The organism is Nitrospirota bacterium, assembly GCA_016194305.1.
GTDB lineage: Bacteria > Nitrospirota > Nitrospiria > JACQBW01 > JACQBW01 > JACQBW01.
Window position 1 is genome coordinate 22,593 of sequence record JACQBW010000025.1, and the last position, 15,317, is coordinate 37,909.

General features: G+C 46.3%; 16 protein-coding genes. 5 read left to right on the top strand and 11 right to left on the bottom strand.

Features of this window, described 5'->3' with window-relative positions; translation table 11 throughout:
* Positions 1-5: 5 nt before the first annotated feature.
* From HY200_08380 to HY200_08390, 3 genes are all read right to left on the bottom strand, one after another.
* Positions 6-944 (bottom strand): histone deacetylase, encoded by a 939-nt coding sequence (locus HY200_08380; GenBank protein ID MBI3594960.1) that lies wholly within the window; start codon positions 942-944, stop codon positions 6-8.
* 45 nt (positions 945-989) lie between these two features.
* Positions 990-1,736 carry a hypothetical protein gene (locus tag HY200_08385; GenBank protein ID MBI3594961.1) on the bottom strand — a complete coding sequence of 249 codons (747 nt, stop codon included), beginning with the start codon at positions 1,734-1,736 and terminating at the stop codon, positions 990-992.
* Positions 1,737-1,797: 61 nt separating this feature from the next.
* Positions 1,798-3,798, bottom strand: coding sequence for an ABC-F family ATP-binding cassette domain-containing protein (locus HY200_08390; protein ID MBI3594962.1), 2,001 nt, complete (start codon positions 3,796-3,798; stop codon positions 1,798-1,800).
* Positions 3,799-3,942: 144 nt separating this feature from the next.
* Between HY200_08390 and HY200_08395 the strand changes: the two genes are divergently transcribed.
* Positions 3,943-4,281 carry a PilZ domain-containing protein gene (locus tag HY200_08395; GenBank protein MBI3594963.1) on the top strand — a complete coding sequence of 113 codons (339 nt, stop codon included), beginning with the start codon at positions 3,943-3,945 and terminating at the stop codon, positions 4,279-4,281.
* 82 nt (positions 4,282-4,363) lie between these two features.
* Entirely contained in the window at positions 4,364-5,431 is a 1,068-nt protein-coding gene (gene aroC / locus HY200_08400) for a chorismate synthase (GenBank protein ID MBI3594964.1), read from the top strand.
* Positions 5,432-5,836: 405 nt separating this feature from the next.
* On the opposite strand, the gene HY200_08405 is transcribed toward aroC, so the two are convergent.
* A complete protein-coding gene (locus HY200_08405) occupies positions 5,837-6,976 on the bottom strand; it encodes an HRDC domain-containing protein (GenBank protein ID MBI3594965.1) in 1,140 nt (379 codons plus the stop codon).
* Positions 6,977-7,236: 260 nt separating this feature from the next.
* Here HY200_08405 and HY200_08410 point away from each other — a divergent pair, with 260 nt between their 5' ends.
* Together HY200_08410 and HY200_08415 are read left to right on the top strand one after the other, a co-directional pair.
* On the top strand, positions 7,237-8,166 hold the full coding sequence (locus tag HY200_08410) for a glutathione S-transferase family protein (protein ID MBI3594966.1): 930 nt from the start codon (positions 7,237-7,239) through the stop codon (positions 8,164-8,166).
* A gap of 81 nt (positions 8,167-8,247) precedes the next feature.
* Positions 8,248-9,489 carry an EAL domain-containing protein gene (locus HY200_08415; GenBank protein MBI3594967.1) on the top strand — a complete coding sequence of 414 codons (1,242 nt, stop codon included), beginning with the start codon at positions 8,248-8,250 and terminating at the stop codon, positions 9,487-9,489.
* A gap of 26 nt (positions 9,490-9,515) precedes the next feature.
* Here the strand turns inward: HY200_08415 and HY200_08420 are convergent, their stop codons facing one another.
* Together HY200_08420 and HY200_08425 are read right to left on the bottom strand one after the other, a co-directional pair.
* The gene (locus HY200_08420) at positions 9,516-9,878 is read right to left on the bottom strand and encodes a PilZ domain-containing protein (GenBank protein MBI3594968.1); all 363 of its coding nucleotides are present in this window, start codon (positions 9,876-9,878) and stop codon (positions 9,516-9,518) included.
* Between the two features lie 17 nt (positions 9,879-9,895).
* Positions 9,896-10,261, bottom strand: coding sequence for a PilZ domain-containing protein (locus tag HY200_08425; protein MBI3594969.1), 366 nt, complete (start codon positions 10,259-10,261; stop codon positions 9,896-9,898).
* A gap of 151 nt (positions 10,262-10,412) precedes the next feature.
* Here HY200_08425 and HY200_08430 point away from each other — a divergent pair, with 151 nt between their 5' ends.
* Positions 10,413-10,715, top strand: coding sequence for a PilZ domain-containing protein (locus tag HY200_08430; protein MBI3594970.1), 303 nt, complete (start codon positions 10,413-10,415; stop codon positions 10,713-10,715).
* 17 nt (positions 10,716-10,732) lie between these two features.
* On the opposite strand, the gene cysE is transcribed toward HY200_08430, so the two are convergent.
* The 5 genes from cysE to HY200_08455 form a co-directional block, all read right to left on the bottom strand.
* Positions 10,733-11,398 carry a serine O-acetyltransferase gene (cysE, locus tag HY200_08435; GenBank protein ID MBI3594971.1) on the bottom strand — a complete coding sequence of 222 codons (666 nt, stop codon included), beginning with the start codon at positions 11,396-11,398 and terminating at the stop codon, positions 10,733-10,735.
* Complete coding sequence (locus tag HY200_08440) at positions 11,395-11,868, bottom strand: 2-C-methyl-D-erythritol 2,4-cyclodiphosphate synthase (protein ID MBI3594972.1); 474 nt, start codon at positions 11,866-11,868, stop codon at positions 11,395-11,397. The genes cysE and HY200_08440 overlap by 4 nt, the downstream gene beginning before the upstream one ends.
* Before the next feature lie 22 nt (positions 11,869-11,890).
* Entirely contained in the window at positions 11,891-12,592 is a 702-nt protein-coding gene (gene ispD, locus HY200_08445) for a 2-C-methyl-D-erythritol 4-phosphate cytidylyltransferase (protein MBI3594973.1), read from the bottom strand.
* Between the two features lie 7 nt (positions 12,593-12,599).
* Positions 12,600-13,634: a TRAM domain-containing protein gene (locus HY200_08450; GenBank protein ID MBI3594974.1), complete on the bottom strand. Its 1,035-nt coding sequence runs from the start codon at positions 13,632-13,634 to the stop codon at positions 12,600-12,602.
* A gap of 143 nt (positions 13,635-13,777) precedes the next feature.
* Positions 13,778-15,226, bottom strand: coding sequence for a DegQ family serine endoprotease (locus HY200_08455; protein ID MBI3594975.1), 1,449 nt, complete (start codon positions 15,224-15,226; stop codon positions 13,778-13,780).
* Positions 15,227-15,317: the final 91 nt, after the last annotated feature.

The window sequence follows — 15,317 nt, forward strand, 5'->3', positions numbered from 1 at the left end:
TGCACCTATTCTAGTAAGACCTGCATGTGGGTTGCAACTGATTCTCCCAAAGCGGTCAGATGGTAACCCCCTTCCAAAACCGAAACAAGCTTTCCGTCGCAATAAGCTCCGGCCATCTGTTTGACAATGCGGGTCAACTTTCCAAATCCCTCTGTCGAAATTTCCATTTGGGCCAGCGGATCCATTTGGTGGGCGTCGAAGCCGGCCGAAAGGATGATCAAATCTGGTTTAAATAGAGCCATTTTATGAACCAGGATATTTTCAAAAACATTGAGGTATTCCCGGTCTCCCGAGCCCCGCGAAAGCGGAACGTTTAAAGTCGCTCCCTCCCCTTCTCCCTCGCCGATATCTTCGGAAGCGCCTGTTCCGGGATAAAAGGGATATTGATGTACAGAAAAATAAAAAACCGAAGGATCTTCGTAAAAAATCTCCTGTGTTCCATTACCATGATGGACATCCCAATCGAGAATAGCAATCCTTTTTAAACGAAATTTTTCCTGCGCATACCGGGCGGCAACGGCCACATGATTAATCAGGCAGAAACCGGTCGCGGAGGAAATTCCGGCATGATGACCGGGAGGACGAATCGCACAAAAAGCATTTTGAATGGCGCCAGAAAAAATGTCGTCGACCGCCTGGCAGATTCCTCCTGCCGCCCAACGGGCGGTGGCCAGAGATTCGGATGAAATCGGGGTGTCAGGATCCAGATAGATGAAATCCGAGGAGGGTCTTAGCGATATGAGATCGTTAAGAAATCGTAGGTCGTGAACTTTGGAAAGGACATCCAAATCAATTAATCTGGGAGACACAGGAGTGACCCGTTCGATCAGTCCATTTTTCAACATCATCCGGTCGATCGCATCGAGCCGGTCAGGTCTTTCAGGATGCCCATATCCGGTCAAATGATCCCGATAACGGGGACTCGAGAGGTAGCCGCTCTTCATCTTGCACGGAATGGCCTCACACAGTGAAACCGAGGCGGATGGAAATTACAACTTCGCAATAAGTTCATAAAATTCTTTGTGAGGCGAACTGTTCAGCTTTTCTGCCAGTCTTCGCGCTTCTTCAAAGAGTCCCCCTTTTTCGTAACAAATCATCGCGTCACGAAATTTTTCAAGGAGTTCAAAAAGTCGTCCGGCTTGTCCGAACTGTCCCCCGTTTTGATAGATCTCGATTGAACGATTAATCATTCCGAGTTTTTCAGCCATCTTACAGGCTTCGTCAATCATTCCTTCCTTTTCCAGCTCATCAATCTGACGTCGAAACAGTTCAGAGGCTTTTTCCTTTTGGTTTGATACTTCGGCCAGGCGGGCCGCATCGTCAAACCAGCCCGCTTTTTCATAAAGAGCAATCGCACGATTAACCTCTTTCAACCCTTCGGCGATTTCGGCTGCCTTCTGAAACTTGCCACTCTTCTCAAAATGGCCAATCGCCTCGCTGGCTAATCCAAGGTATTGAGCGATTCTTCCAGCTTCTTCCATTCTATTTTCCCGAAGCAGAAGTTCGTAGAATTGGCGGTAAAGGGACAGGGAGCGATCCGTGTCATTAAGTTGTTTTGCCAATCTTCCGGCTTCTTCAAGCTCTCCGTTTTCTTCATAAAGGGTAAGGAGAAGGGGCGATGCCTTTGAGATGGCGGCTTTCATCGCTTTTTTCAGAAATTCGATCTTTCCTTCCCGGCTCGAGATGGCATCCAATATTTCTTCGAACTGTTGCTCCACCTGATTCTTAACGCTCATGTGAGTCCTTTGGCAAATTTCGTATTATTCAGGTCATCATAATAGAAAGAAAAGATTCGAGTCAACCTTTGGGGGACTCCTTGTCTGCCATCTCAATCTCCCTGGAAAGATCTTCCCACCTTGTCATCAGCTGGATCTGATCTTTTTCGGCAATTTTATGTTCCTCCATGACCTGAAAAAATTTTTCCTTCCGGGAGTAGAGGTCAGGGTCGGCAAGGAGTGCGGTGAGCTCTTGAATCCGGCGATTCTTTATTTCAAGCAACTTTTCCAATTCTTCGATCTCCTTTCGCTTTGCATAGGTTTGCTGAAATCGCCGATTCCGTAACTCAGCTTCTTTCCGCTTCTCTTCCTTTGATTTTCTGACAGTACTCTTGTTTATCATGCCCGCATGTTTCTCCTCACCCGACCGAGAGCCTGTTTTCAAAACGGGTGGAGACATCGATTCCAATTCACGAGCTGCCTGAAGCTCCTTTTTATGGAGGTAATAGTCGTAATCGCCGGGAAACACTTCCGCTTTTCCATCCCGGACTTCAATGACCTTGTTAGCCACCGCGCGGATGAGATGCCGATCGTGGGTAATCAGGCAATAAGTGCCTGTATACTCCTTTAGAGCCTCCTCCAAAACATTTCGCGACTGAATATCGAGATGGTTGGTCGGTTCATCCAGCAGCAGAAAATTAGCCGGCTTGACCAGCATTTTAGCGAGGGCCAACCGGCTTTTTTCACCGCCGCTCAAAACCGAAACTTTTTTGAAAACATCGTCGCCGCTAAAAAGAAACGATCCGAGAATTCCTCTCAGAAAGGAGATCGGTTCAGTCGGCGCCACAGTCAGAATTTCCTCGATCACTTGATTCTTGGGATTCAACAGATCGAGCTGATGCTGAGCATAATAGGCGGTCTGAACATGATGACCCAGAATCCTTTTTCCTTTTTGAAACAGCGTAGCATTGGCCAAAAGCTTTAAAAGGGTTGATTTACCTGCGCCGTTCGGACCGACAAACGCTACTTTATCTCCTCTCTGAAGGGTCAAATTCAGATCGGCATAAACTACATTATTGCCATATCTTTTTTCAATTTCCTTCAATTCGATCACGACTTCCCCGGAACGAACCGGTTGTGGAAACTTGAACCGGACTTTTTTGCGTTCGCCCGCCAATTCAATCTTATCCATTTTTTCCAGCATCTTGACCCGGCTCTGTACCTGGCTTGCCTTACTTGCCTTGGCGCGAAACCTCTCGATAAATTTTTCAGTATCCTCTATTTTTTTCTGCTGATTCTGGTATGCGGAGATAAGAATTTCCTGGGCCAGCGCTTTTGCTTTTTCGTACTGGTCATAGTTCCCTGAATATTCGATCAGGTTTTTCTGGTCTATTTCTACAATCTTGTGGACCAGATTATTCATAAAGTGCCGATCATGGGAAATCAGAACGATTGCACCCTCATATTTTTTCAGAAATGCTTCAAGCCATAATACCGACTCGAGATCAAGATGGTTGGTCGGTTCATCGAGCAGAAGGAGGTCCGGTCCTGCCAAGAGGAGTTTTGCCAGCGCAAGACGCATTAGCCAGCCTCCACTGAACTCATCCGTTTGGCGGTTCAAATCACGCTCTTTAAAACTGAGCCCAAAGAGAATTTTTTTTGCTTCCGTCTCAAGATGATAGCCTCCCATATTTTCAAATCGGGTCTGCAGTTCTCCGTAATAGTGAACCAGTTTTTCAAGCTCGTCCGGATCTTTCGTGTCGGAAATCTCGGTTTCCAGCATTTTTAAATGATGTTCCAGGTTTTGAGCCTCTGTGGAAACCATCAGAATTTCTTCCAGAATGCTCTTGCCCTTGAAATAGGTGATGTCCTGGGGAAGGTACCCGATGACCGCTTTCTTGTTTTTGACAATCGTCCCTGAATCGGCGGAGGTCATCCCGGCAATAATCGTCATTAAAGTTGACTTTCCGGCTCCGTTTGGACCGATAAAGGCAATTCTGTCGTTTGGCCCGATCCGCAGCGAGACATCGGAAAAAAGGGTTCTGCTTCCAAAGCTCTTCGAGATATTATTCAAAGAAATCAAATTCTTGCTCCATTTTTTATCATTTTATCGACCGATTTTTTTGACAAATCAGAAATATCGACTATACTTTTATTATGAACAAACATGAACTGTTGATTATATCATACTCACCTTTTATTTTGAGAAAGAATTGTCAGGTTTTCTATGGATAACACGCCGTTTAACATGGAACTCGATACCCGTTTTGGAACGCGCATCCCCTACAATCAGGAAGTTCTGATCAATAAACAGACTTTCGGAACGATCAGAGATATCTCTGCTTCGGGCTGTTTTATAGAGACAAAGAAGATCTACGGTCTCGGACAAGATCTTATGCTCAAATTTTACCTCATCTCTCCGATTCAGGCCTCGGTTGAAACAAAAGCCCGGGTCGTCAATATCAAGCCGGGAGAAGGAGTCGGTGTCAAATTCACCTTTGAAACAGAAAAGCCCGCTCTGATTGTCAAACAGTTTATCGACGCACTCCTCCATAAATCAAAATAGAAAGTTCGATCTTCACTCTTCCTGATACCTCTATCCAAGAAATTCTCTTTTCCTCACTCTTTAATTATGCTATCTATTGCACATGGCTGGAAACAGTTTTGGAGATCAGTTTAGAATCACAACATTTGGGGAGAGCCATGGGGTTGCACTCGGCGTCATTCTGGACGGATGTCCTGCCGGAATTCCGATAGAAGAGGCGGAAATTCAGCGAGAACTCGACCGAAGAAAACCGGGACAAAGTCTGATGACCTCCCAGAGAAAAGAGCCGGACCAGGTTAAACTTCTCTCCGGGACTTTCGAGGGGAAAACAACCGGGACCCCCATCTCAATGGTCATTTATAATGAAGATCAAAAATCCAAGGACTACCAGGCGATCCAAAACCTTTTTCGACCAGGCCACGCTGATTTCACCTACCAGAAGAAGTATGGACTGAGGGATTACCGCGGAGGGGGACGTGCTTCGGCCCGGGAGACGGTCAGCCGGGTTGCTTCAGGTGCCGTTGCAAAAAAAATGCTTGGAATGAGCGGAATTAAAGTGACCGGCTATTTAAGGCAACTGGGACCAGTTAGAATCACTCAGATTGATTTATCCCAGATAAACCAAAACCCTTTCTTCTCTCCTGATTCCGGTGCGGCCAAAGAGATGGCGCGTTTCCTCGAAAAGATTAAAGGGGAAAGAGATTCAATCGGAGCGCTGGTTGAAATTATCGCTACGGGCGTGCCGGCCGGACTGGGAGAACCGGTATTTGACAAACTGGATGCAGACCTGGCCCGTGCCATGATGTCGATTAATGCCGTGAAGGGAGTTGAGATTGGAGATGGATTCAAAGTGGTGGAAATGAAAGGGTCTGAAAACTCCGATCCCATTACGCCTAAAGGGTTCAAATCAAATCATGCAGGCGGAATTCTCGGTGGCATCTCTAACGGCGACACGCTCATTGTCCGGATTGCGCTGAAACCAACCTCATCTATTGCAATTGAACAGGATACGATTGACATTCATGGAAAACCGGCTAAGATTTCGACCAAAGGGAGGCATGATCCCTGTGTCGGAATCCGCGCCGTCCCGATCGCCGAGGCTATGATGGCGCTCACTCTCGCCGACCATTGGCTTCGCTCAAAGCTCTCCAGAATCGATCCGCTCCTCTAAATAAATTAAAACAATTCCAGGCACCGGCTTATTCTGGATGACGCTATTGCCTCACATTTCTTCGTCTCCGACGGCGCCGAATATCAACCTCATTTGCGACTTTTTCATTTTGGAAGGTCAACCGATATTCGCCGAGTCTCCGCTCAGAAACATGAGGCAATGGCGTCATGAATCGTGCACTAAAAAAGTAAATTCCTTATCTTTTAACATTCCTATGCTAAGGTGAGAAATAGCATGGTAAAAACTCCGAAAACGAATGATGTTCCCGAGCGGAGACTCGGCGAAATTCGTCGATGCCACCTCATCATTGTTTAATAGCGATAATCATGAATTTCGGCGCTGTCGGAGAACCAGGAATGTCATCCGCTTTCGGATAGGTAAAACGATCTGGCATGGAGACCAGAACTATTTACTCTTCGGAAAAAACGAACAAATCTTGGCAGCGTAGCGTTTAAATTGCCAATGCCGCAGGAGGCCTAACTCTAGGAGCTGGTCGGGATATTCAATGGTTTTACTGGAAATCGCTCTTAACATGTCGGTCGACAAAATCATCGCCGGTTCGACCCCTTCTTCGACAGCCTGGCTATCACGCCATTTTTTCATCTCGCTAAACCGTTTCTCCTCTTCCGGGGTTGGCGGAGTACCGTTCTTTTTGGCTTTGACCGGCAGCGGAATCTGGCTCTGTTCACCTTCATGAATCGCTTTGATCCAGAATGCAGGATTTCGATAGACGGGCGCCGATTCTCTCGGAAAAAGCAGTTTAAGCTCGGCAAGAGAATGAGGTCTTCCTGTTGCCATCTGAAGCAAATCTTCGTTGGAGATCACTTTAAACGGAGGACGATCAACTTCTCGAGAAAGATTTTCACGAGTCACGACCAACTCTCTCAGGACTTTCTGCGAATCAGGTAAAAGCTCTTTCGCCCCTTTTAGTTTAAGGTATTGTTCTGATGAAAAGCGTTTTTCGTCCCACTCTCTTTTCTCCAATAAATGGCACTCTTCTTCAATCTGATCCCATCTGCCCTTATTTTTTACCTCAGTAGATAATTTTTCATATAGCTCCGGCAGGAAAAAAGTATCTTTATAGGCGTATTCCAGTTGGTCTTTCGGTACAGGCCGTCTGGACCAGTTTGCTTTCTGATGCGTTTTCTCGAGAGGTATATTAAAATAAAGCCATACCAGATGCTGCAAGGAAAAGGCTTTAAGACCGAGCGCCCGCGCCGCAAGCACCGTATCAAAAATTGAAATGATCGAAAACTTAAAATCCCGTTTCAGAGAAATCAGGTCATACTCAGCCCCGTGAAAGATTTTAACAATCCTCTCGTTTTGAAAGAGAACCGAAAGACTTTCTACGGAGTCAAGCAGCAGCGGATCGAATATAAAATTTTTTCCATTTCCGGTGATTTGAATCAGGCAGACCCGGTCCTGATAATGAAACAGCGAGTCTCCTTCGATGTCGACTCCAATCTCGGAGCAGGCACTTAGATCCCTGACCGCTCCTAACAACTGATCTTTTTCCGTTACATATTGAAAGGGTAATAGGTTCATACTTGCAGTTTAACATTTATTTTCGAACTCTTGTAGCTGATCTTGCTGATTTTCTCATGAATTCGACTCTCTTCTTCCCGTTCAATATATTTTGACTTCAATAGAATCTTTACTTAAGATGATCGGAGAAAACAGGCGGAATTGCAGATTATTGTCAGAGGGAGTCCCTGCAGGGACCCGGCTCATTTTACTCACGACCCCTGTCAAATAAAGCGGGACGATCATCTTTTACGCGACAGGTTTGGTAAAAGGGGGGATGGATGGCATTTCCAAAGGAACAGAATCAGGCCGGTGAATTCAAACGCCAGGACGACCTCTTTCGAAAATGGATCAGCCGGGACGGTTCGTCAGGATACCCTGCGGAAAAGGGAAGGTATCATCTCTATGTCTCGTTTGCTTGTCCCTGGGCTCATCGAACCATTATCGTCCGAAAATTGAAGGAGCTGGAAGGGATTGTGGGTATGACAGTCGTCGATCCCGTTCGTGATGAACTCGGTTGGGCATTTCGGGATGGCGATGGATTTTCCAGGGATCCCGTTAACGGATTCAAATATTTAAGCGAGGCATACTGGCTGACCGATCCGGAATTTCACCAGCGTGTTACTGTTCCGGTCCTTTGGGACAAAAAAGAGCGCAAAATTCTCAATAATTCAGAAGAAGACATTGTGCGAATGTTCAACAGCGCCTTTATTGACCTGACTTCCAATCGCCTCGATCTGTATCCTGAACCCTTACGACAGGAGATAGACCTCCTCAATGAATTCATTTATTCGAATATTAATGACGGGGTTTACCGCGCAGGTTTCGCGACGTCCCAGGCCGCATACGAAAACGCGGCGTATAAGCTCTTTGAAGCGCTTGAGGTTATCGAAGAAAGGCTGGCCCGCAATCGGTATCTACTCGGAAATGACTTGACCGAAACAGACTGGCGCCTTTTTCCAACCTTGATCCGGTTTGACGCTGTTTACCATGGCCATTTCAAATGTAACATCCGCCGCATCGCGGACTACAAGAATCTGATCGGTTATTTAAAGGAACTCTACCAGCAGAAAGGTATTGCCGAAACCGTTCGTCTGGATCATATCAAACGACATTATTATATGACACATCCGGATATTAACCCAACCCGGATCGTTCCGGTCGGTCCCCTGCTCGATCTCACTTCTGCGCATGGTCGCGGGTCACATTAGAACAGAATTTATTTTATTTTCATCCCTATTTAAGCTATAACTGATGGGTCAAACTCAAGAAGGGTTCGGACTCGTTCCATGATGACTAAACAAAGTGAAGAGGAAAATTATTTAATCGGCAGGCAGCCGATTTTAAACCGGGATGAAGATCTGATCGCTTACGAGCTCCTCTTCAGGTCTGCCGCATCACGCACGCATGCGGAATTTTCCGACGTCACTCACGCCTCTGCATCCGTCATTTTAAATACCCTGTCCGGTTTTGGACTGGAACAGATGATCGGGAAAAATAAAGCCTTTATTAATCTCGATCAGAAGATGTTGATGGGTGACGCAATTGAACTTCTGCCCCGGGAGAGGGTTGTTCTCGAACTTCTGGAATCGGCTGTCATTTCCCCGGAACTGATCACACGCTGCAGGGAATTGAAAGAGGCCGGTTTTACTCTTGCTCTCGATGATCACTCGTTCAACCCGATTTACAAGGAACTATACGAAATTGTCCATATCATCAAAATTGATTTGATGCAGACCCCTCCGGAACGATTGGACGAAATGGTCAAATCATTCCGGGAGTATCCTGTGAAGCTGCTTGCTGAAAAAGTTGAAACGCGGGATATTTATATGCAATGCCATGCTCTGGGATTCGAGTATTTTCAAGGATATTATTTTGCCAAACCAACGCTCATGGAAAAGAAACGGATCGATGAAGCAGGAACGATACTGCTGAAACTGATTCGTCTTTTGCTGAACGATTCCGAGATCGAGGAGATAGAAAGGGCCTTTCGCTCCAGTCCCGGGCTGACCTACAAATTGCTTCTCCTGGTCAATTCCGTCTCGCTCGGATTTAAGGAACAGATTGAAACCGTGCGGCATGCCATCGCTCTCTTGGGAAGACAACGGTTAAAGAGGTGGGTCCAGCTGGCGCTTTTTGTTTCTGAGAAACAACCTGGTTTGGAAAATCCTCTGGTGGAACTTGCCGGATCCAGGGCGACTTTTATGGAACAACTTGCCATCCGCCACCCACAGCTTAAAACCAATCGAAACTCCCCTGATCAGGCATTCATGATCGGAATTCTCTCTTTGTTGGAGGCCATATATCACATTTCTCTCGATGAAGTCGTCGCGAGCCTGAATTTGACCTATGAATTCAAGGAAGCCCTGCTGACGAAAAGCGGAACGCTGGGAGCCATTCTGGAACTGGCTGAACTTTTTGAGCGGAGTTTTAGCAAAATGACACTGGAACATTTTAAAAAGGCCGGATTTTCTCAGGATCAAGTTCTCGATGCGATAAAAAAATCGCAAAACTGGAAAACGGAGCTGGCTTGATGTGCCTTCAGGCTGAAGGCCCTCATTTAAAGGACGTTTTTATATTTGCTGTATTGCTTCTCAAGCAGGGAGAGATAGATAGTTAGTTCGGGCTGATCTTTTTCGTTAATGATTTGATCGAATTGAATCCCCAATAAACCGGAATCCCCCATCTTTTCGAAATTCTGAACAACTCCTGTTAAAGGATAGATGGACGTATCCGGTCCGGTAAACATAATCACTTCCATAGAGATGCGCGTTCCTCGTGCGATCTTCTGATTGCAGTAAACACCAATTCCCCCCTGGGATATTTTCTCAATCATCCCTGAAAGGCTGATCTTTTTTTCTGAAGTCGTCAATTCGACCACTCCTGAAACGGAAAAACGGGGAAATTTTCTTCTCACATACATCTTGGCACCTCACGGCATCAAGTTTCCTGAGATTTCTTTTGCCAGGTCAGCATGATATTTCGAATCTGAATCATCGCTTCGTTTGAAATTTGATCAAATTGCACGCCATTCCGGAATTCCGTGGAATCGTTTTCCACGACAGGCTCGGACCAGACCACCTTTGAATTCAATTTAACCACATTGGCCCAGTGAAATAATCTGATTTGCAGAGGTGTCCCTAATGAAAGCGGCATCGGCGAAATAAACATCATCCCGCCCCCTCCCAGGGTCTTGATTTGGGTAGGAACGCGTTCCTTCTCCATATCCTGAAGAAGCAGAGAAAAATCGCCCCTCATTTCCAGGTTGACTCTCGGATATTTTCTTTTCCAGATCGTAGTTCCCAAGGAGACTCCCATACCTACTATTATACCAGACTTTTTGTATTTTAATTTTTAATCAGGCGGGTCCTTCTGGCGCATTCTGGCATTTCATGTTACTCTTTTATGCATGTCCATCAACCCATCTGCCCATTCCGAAATCAGAAGGCATCCCAGATTGGAAAAAAAGATCAAAGGAGAGTATCGGATGTTACTTCCCGTTGCGGACGAAGAACGGATTCCTCTCATGACAGAAACCATTAGCGGGGGTGGGCTTATGTTTGTTTCAGGCAGGCAGATACAAGAAGGGACCCATCTCGAATTCAGGCTGATGGTTAAAGATCAACCGATCGAGTTTACGGCCAGAGCAGTTTGGTCTCAGGAACAAAATTCTTCGAAAAAGTTTAAACCGAACTATGCCACGGGATTTCAGTTCACGGTGATCACACAGGAAGATATTTCAAAGCTCTTGTCCGATTAAACGCTCCGGCACTATCTTCAGCTGGAAGATTCTTTTTTTGTTTTCAGCGATGCCCGTTCCAGTATGAGATTGCGCAGTTCCTGAATCTCAAGTTCCAGCTCGTCGATCCTCTCGGATATGGGATCGGGAAGGTCGCCATGGTTCATATTAACCAAATTGGGACGCGGATCCCTTGATTTCAAGATTCTTCCCGGAACACCTACGACTGTTGACTGGGGGGGGACGGATTTCAGAACAACCGAATTTGCTCCGACCTTTACCCCTTCCCCTATCGTAATCCCTCCCAGAATTTTAGCCCCTACTCCGACCATGACATTGTCTCCAAGCGTGGGATGGCGCTTTCCACGCTCTTTTCCTGTACCTCCCAGAGTCACCCCCTGAAAAAGAGTGACGTTTTCACCAATTTCGGCGGTTTCGCCGATGACAACTCCCATTCCATGATCAATAAAGAACCCCCCTCCTATCTCCGCTCCCGGATGGATTTCGATTCCGGTGATAAATCGGGCAAATTGAGAGAGGACTCTCGGAAGAAAAGGAATATTCATTTTCCACAGAAGATGGGACAATCGGTAAATCAGGATGGCATGAAATCCTGAATAGGTGAGGAGGACCTCGAACTGGCTCACCGCGGCAGGATCTCTTTCGAAAATCACCCGGTAATCTCTTCTAATTCTTTGCATCATAGGGGTATTAAGAGGGCCACCGCGTGGACAGCAATCGCCTCTCCTCTTCCAATCGCATCCAGCTTTTCCCCTGTTTTTGCCTTGATGTTGACCCTGGCTTCTTCCGTCGCAAGGTGTTGTGCCAGACTGGATCTCATTGCTGCCGTAAAAGGCGCAAGTTTGGGCGCTTCGGCAATGATAACCGTATCGAGATTTCCAATTTTCATCATTCTTTTTTCAAGTTCCTGTTTTAAGTCGTCAAGCATTCTCAGACTTGACATCCCCTTCAATCGGGGATCCGTATCCGGATAATAGTGTCCGATATCCCCCATTCCAAGCGCTCCCAAAATCGCATCAGCTACGGCATGAATCAAGACATCCCCGTCGGAATGCCCCTGAAGTCCTTTCGCAAACGGGATTTCTATTCCCCCGAGAATCAGGGCTCTTCCTGCGAGGAGCAAATGAATGTCATAACCGTTCCCGATTCTCACGAATCCCGCTGAGAAAGATAGGTCAAGTCCGGCTCACTTTTCGATGATTCGATATCATTTCCGCAAGGATCAAGTCTTCAGGAAGGGTAATTTTGATATTCAATGGCGAACCCGGAATCAATTTAACCGGAAAACCCATTTGCTCAACAAGCATTGAATCATCCGTCACCGAAAGGTCTTTTTCCAATGCCCTTTGATAGGCCTGGAGCAGGAGGGGAAAACGAAAGGTCTGCGGCGTTTGAGCCTGCCAGAGGCCTTCTCTAGGGATAGTACTATCAATAAAACAATCTTTCTTTTCCTGCTTCAACGTGTCCCGCAGTGGAAGTGCGATAATCGCCCCACCAAACTTCTGGGCCGCGATGACCGATTCCTCAATCATCTTATCAGTTGCAAATGGCCTGCATCCATCATGTACGACGACATAGTCGCACTTCTGATCGACCGCCTGTAATCCATTGAAGACGGAATCACGCCGTTCTTTTCCCCCGTCCACACGAGAGGAGATTTTCTTGAACGAATAAGGTGAAAAAATAAGTTCTTCGGCTAAATCCCGATCTGCCCTGGATAACACAACAACGATTTCATCGATAACTGAAGATTGTTCAAAGAGTGCCAACGTATAGAAAAGTACCGGTTTGCCATCCAGCAGGAGATACTGTTTGGACTTTCCGGCCTTCATCCGACTGCCAAATCCTGCCGCTGGAATGACGGCCGAAACTTTCAAATGAGGTTCACCTTGCTACCCTCAGCTCTTCCCGCTCATGTTCATCCTTTAATCTTGTAAAGATCATCCGTCCGGCAGTCGTCTGAAGAACGCTGGTGACAATCACCTCGACATTCTTGCCGATCCACCTTCTGGCATCATCCACGACAATCATTGTACCATCGTCAAGGTAGGCGATTCCCTGTCCAGATTCCTTGCCCTCTTTCAGAATAAAAACTTTCATCGTCTCACCTGGAAGTACGACCGGTTTGAGGGCGTTGCTCAGTTCATTAATATTAAGCACTTTGACACCCTGGAATTCAGCGACTTTATTCAAATTGAGGTCATTGGTTATTACTTTATAATTCATCTGCTTCGCCAGCGCAACAATTTTATCATCCACCTCTTTGATTGCTGGAAAATCATCTTCGACAATGCGAATATCGAGTTCAGACATTTTTTGGATGCGATTCAACACATCCAGACCCCTTCTTCCCCTCGCCCGTTTCATCGAGTCGGATGAATCGGCAATATGTTGAAGCTCGTTCAGGATAAAATGAGGAATGATAAAAGTCCCCTCCAGAAAACCGGTCTCGCATAAATCGGCGATCCGTCCGTCAATGATCACGCTGGTATCAAGGATCTTGCAGCTAAGTCCTGCATTTTCGTTTTTAGAGAAAAAGCTTAAGGGGAATCCCTCGGTGCCTGTTTTCAGACCGACAATCAGTCCAAAATATCCTCCAATCATGACCATAGCCCAATGCCAGAGAAGAAGCAACGACGTTTCATTTGGAAAAAAGGGCTCTGTAATATTAAAGATCGTTTGAGCCGCACCAAAACCTACCAACAGCCCGATCAGCGAAAAGAGAAGAATTTTTGGAGAAATTTTTTGAAAGGTCAGTTCCAGGCCATATAAGAGAGCGGCAAGGAATATTCCCGCTCCCAATCCCCATGCGCTCTCTTCGGCTGAAAGGCCCTGCCCGTTCCCTTTTAAGAAATGACTAAAAAGATAAAATGCTCCCAGAACCGCTACTGATAAATAGATAAGACGTAGAATTTTCATAACTCACCCCCCTCTCCAGGATGACACACCGCACACCCATGCTCTTATTTACCTCTTCATGAACCGATGATTAATATAGAGTAATGCCTGTTTTAAATATAACAATAAACCGCAGACTCGTCAAAAACGATGTCTCCCTCGTTTTAGGGTGTAAAGGTTAAAAAAAGTGTTCTTCCTTGCCGGTTGATCAGTAAAAGAAGTTCATGACCTTTTTTGATCTGGCTCATCGCATTATCATAGTCATCGCTATTCTTGATTGCCACCCGATTAATTTCCAATACGATATCTCCCCGCAGAACCCCGGCCTCTTCAGCGGAACTCCCGGATTCGACATTGGTAACCACGACCATATTTTCCTTAAAAGGTATTCCAAGTCTTCGTGCCAGCTCTTTTGTCAGGTTGGAGACATCGACGCCGCTCACTGCGCGGCTTTCTTCATTACTTTTCTCTTCCCCTTCTCCTCCGCCTTTGGTCAGATTCTTGGGTAACTCTCCTATCGTCAGCTGAACTGACAATTCCTTCTTGTCCCGAATGAGCGTCAATTTTACTTTTGCCCCGACCGGTGTCTCGGCAACGGCATTTCTCAGATGACCCGGGTTGTCAACCGGTTTATCTTGAAACTGAATAATCACATCTCCGCGTTTAATCCCCGCTTTTTCAGCAGGGCTCTTTTCCATGACATCGCTCACCAGGGCACCCGCATTTTCTTTGATGCCAAACTGCTTGGCCAGATTCGGACTGACATCCTGTATGGAAACCCCAAGCCAGCCGCGAACGACTTTTCCTTCTTTCTTAATACTTTCAAGAACCGTTTTGGCCATATTGCTTGGAATTGCAAATCCGATTCCCATATAGCCTCCGCTTCTTGAGAATATCGCCGTATTAATTCCAATCAGTTCCCCTTTCGTATTCACAAGGGCCCCGCCGGAATTACCGGGATTAATTGCGGCATCCGTCTGAATAAAATCCTCGTAGTCCGAAATGCCGACATTGGCTCTTCCGAGTGCGCTGACGATTCCCATCGTTACGGTCTGATTGAGGCCGAATGGATTCCCGATCGCCAGGACATACTCTCCGACCTCCATTTTGCCCGAATCACCCCAGGGAATAGTCGGGAGGTTACTTGCCGAGATCCGGATTACCGCAATATCCGTTTTAGGGTCCGTCCCCACAACTTTGCCTTTAAACTCCCTTTTGTCGGACAGGAGAACCTTAATTTCGTCCGCGTTTGCCACCACATGATTATTCGTCACAATAATTCCACTCGCTTCAACTATGACTCCCGAACCGAGGCTCTGCTCTTTTCTCTCCTTCGGTTGTTCAAATTGACGCCCAAATTCTTCCCCGAAAAAACGACGAAAGAACGGATCTTCAAAAAAAGGATTCGGACCCGTCTCGTTCTTGATCAATCGGGTTGTTGAAATATTCACCACGGCAGGTGTGGCCGATTTGGAAATCTCGACAAAACTGACATCCGGTCTCCCACTGGGTAACGAAGGCGTCATAACGGGTTTGACATCCGTGCTGACTGCCTTGCCAGGAGAAGTCAAATTGAAATTGGAAGTAATCGTAATTCCCGCAACAATTCCCATTCCGATAAATAAAAAAGAAATCACGACCCATTTGCCGATCTGTTTCATTTTGTACATGAATCACTCCTTGTTTAATAAGATAAAGACAAAA

Bases quoted from the DNA above. Each gene is read 5' to 3' on its own strand.
- HY200_08455 (MBI3594975.1), bottom strand. From the start codon at position 15,226: ATGGGAATTGTTGCGGGAATTACGATTACTTCCAATTTCAATTTGACT.
- HY200_08385 (MBI3594961.1), bottom strand. From the start codon at position 1,736: ATGAGCGTTAAGAATCAGGTGGAGCAACAGTTCGAAGAAATATTGGAT.
- aroC (MBI3594964.1), top strand. From the start codon at position 4,364: ATGGCTGGAAACAGTTTTGGAGATCAGTTTAGAATCACAACATTTGGG.
- HY200_08450 (MBI3594974.1), bottom strand. From the start codon at position 13,634: ATGAAAATTCTACGTCTTATCTATTTATCAGTAGCGGTTCTGGGAGCA.
- HY200_08415 (MBI3594967.1), top strand. From the start codon at position 8,248: ATGACTAAACAAAGTGAAGAGGAAAATTATTTAATCGGCAGGCAGCCG.
- HY200_08420 (MBI3594968.1), bottom strand. From the start codon at position 9,878: ATGTATGTGAGAAGAAAATTTCCCCGTTTTTCCGTTTCAGGAGTGGTC.
- HY200_08405 (MBI3594965.1), bottom strand. From the start codon at position 6,976: ATGAACCTATTACCCTTTCAATATGTAACGGAAAAAGATCAGTTGTTA.
- cysE (MBI3594971.1), bottom strand. From the start codon at position 11,398: ATGATGCAAAGAATTAGAAGAGATTACCGGGTGATTTTCGAAAGAGAT.
- HY200_08395 (MBI3594963.1), top strand. From the start codon at position 3,943: ATGGATAACACGCCGTTTAACATGGAACTCGATACCCGTTTTGGAACG.
- HY200_08410 (MBI3594966.1), top strand. From the start codon at position 7,237: ATGGCATTTCCAAAGGAACAGAATCAGGCCGGTGAATTCAAACGCCAG.
- HY200_08380 (MBI3594960.1), bottom strand. From the start codon at position 944: ATGAAGAGCGGCTACCTCTCGAGTCCCCGTTATCGGGATCATTTGACC.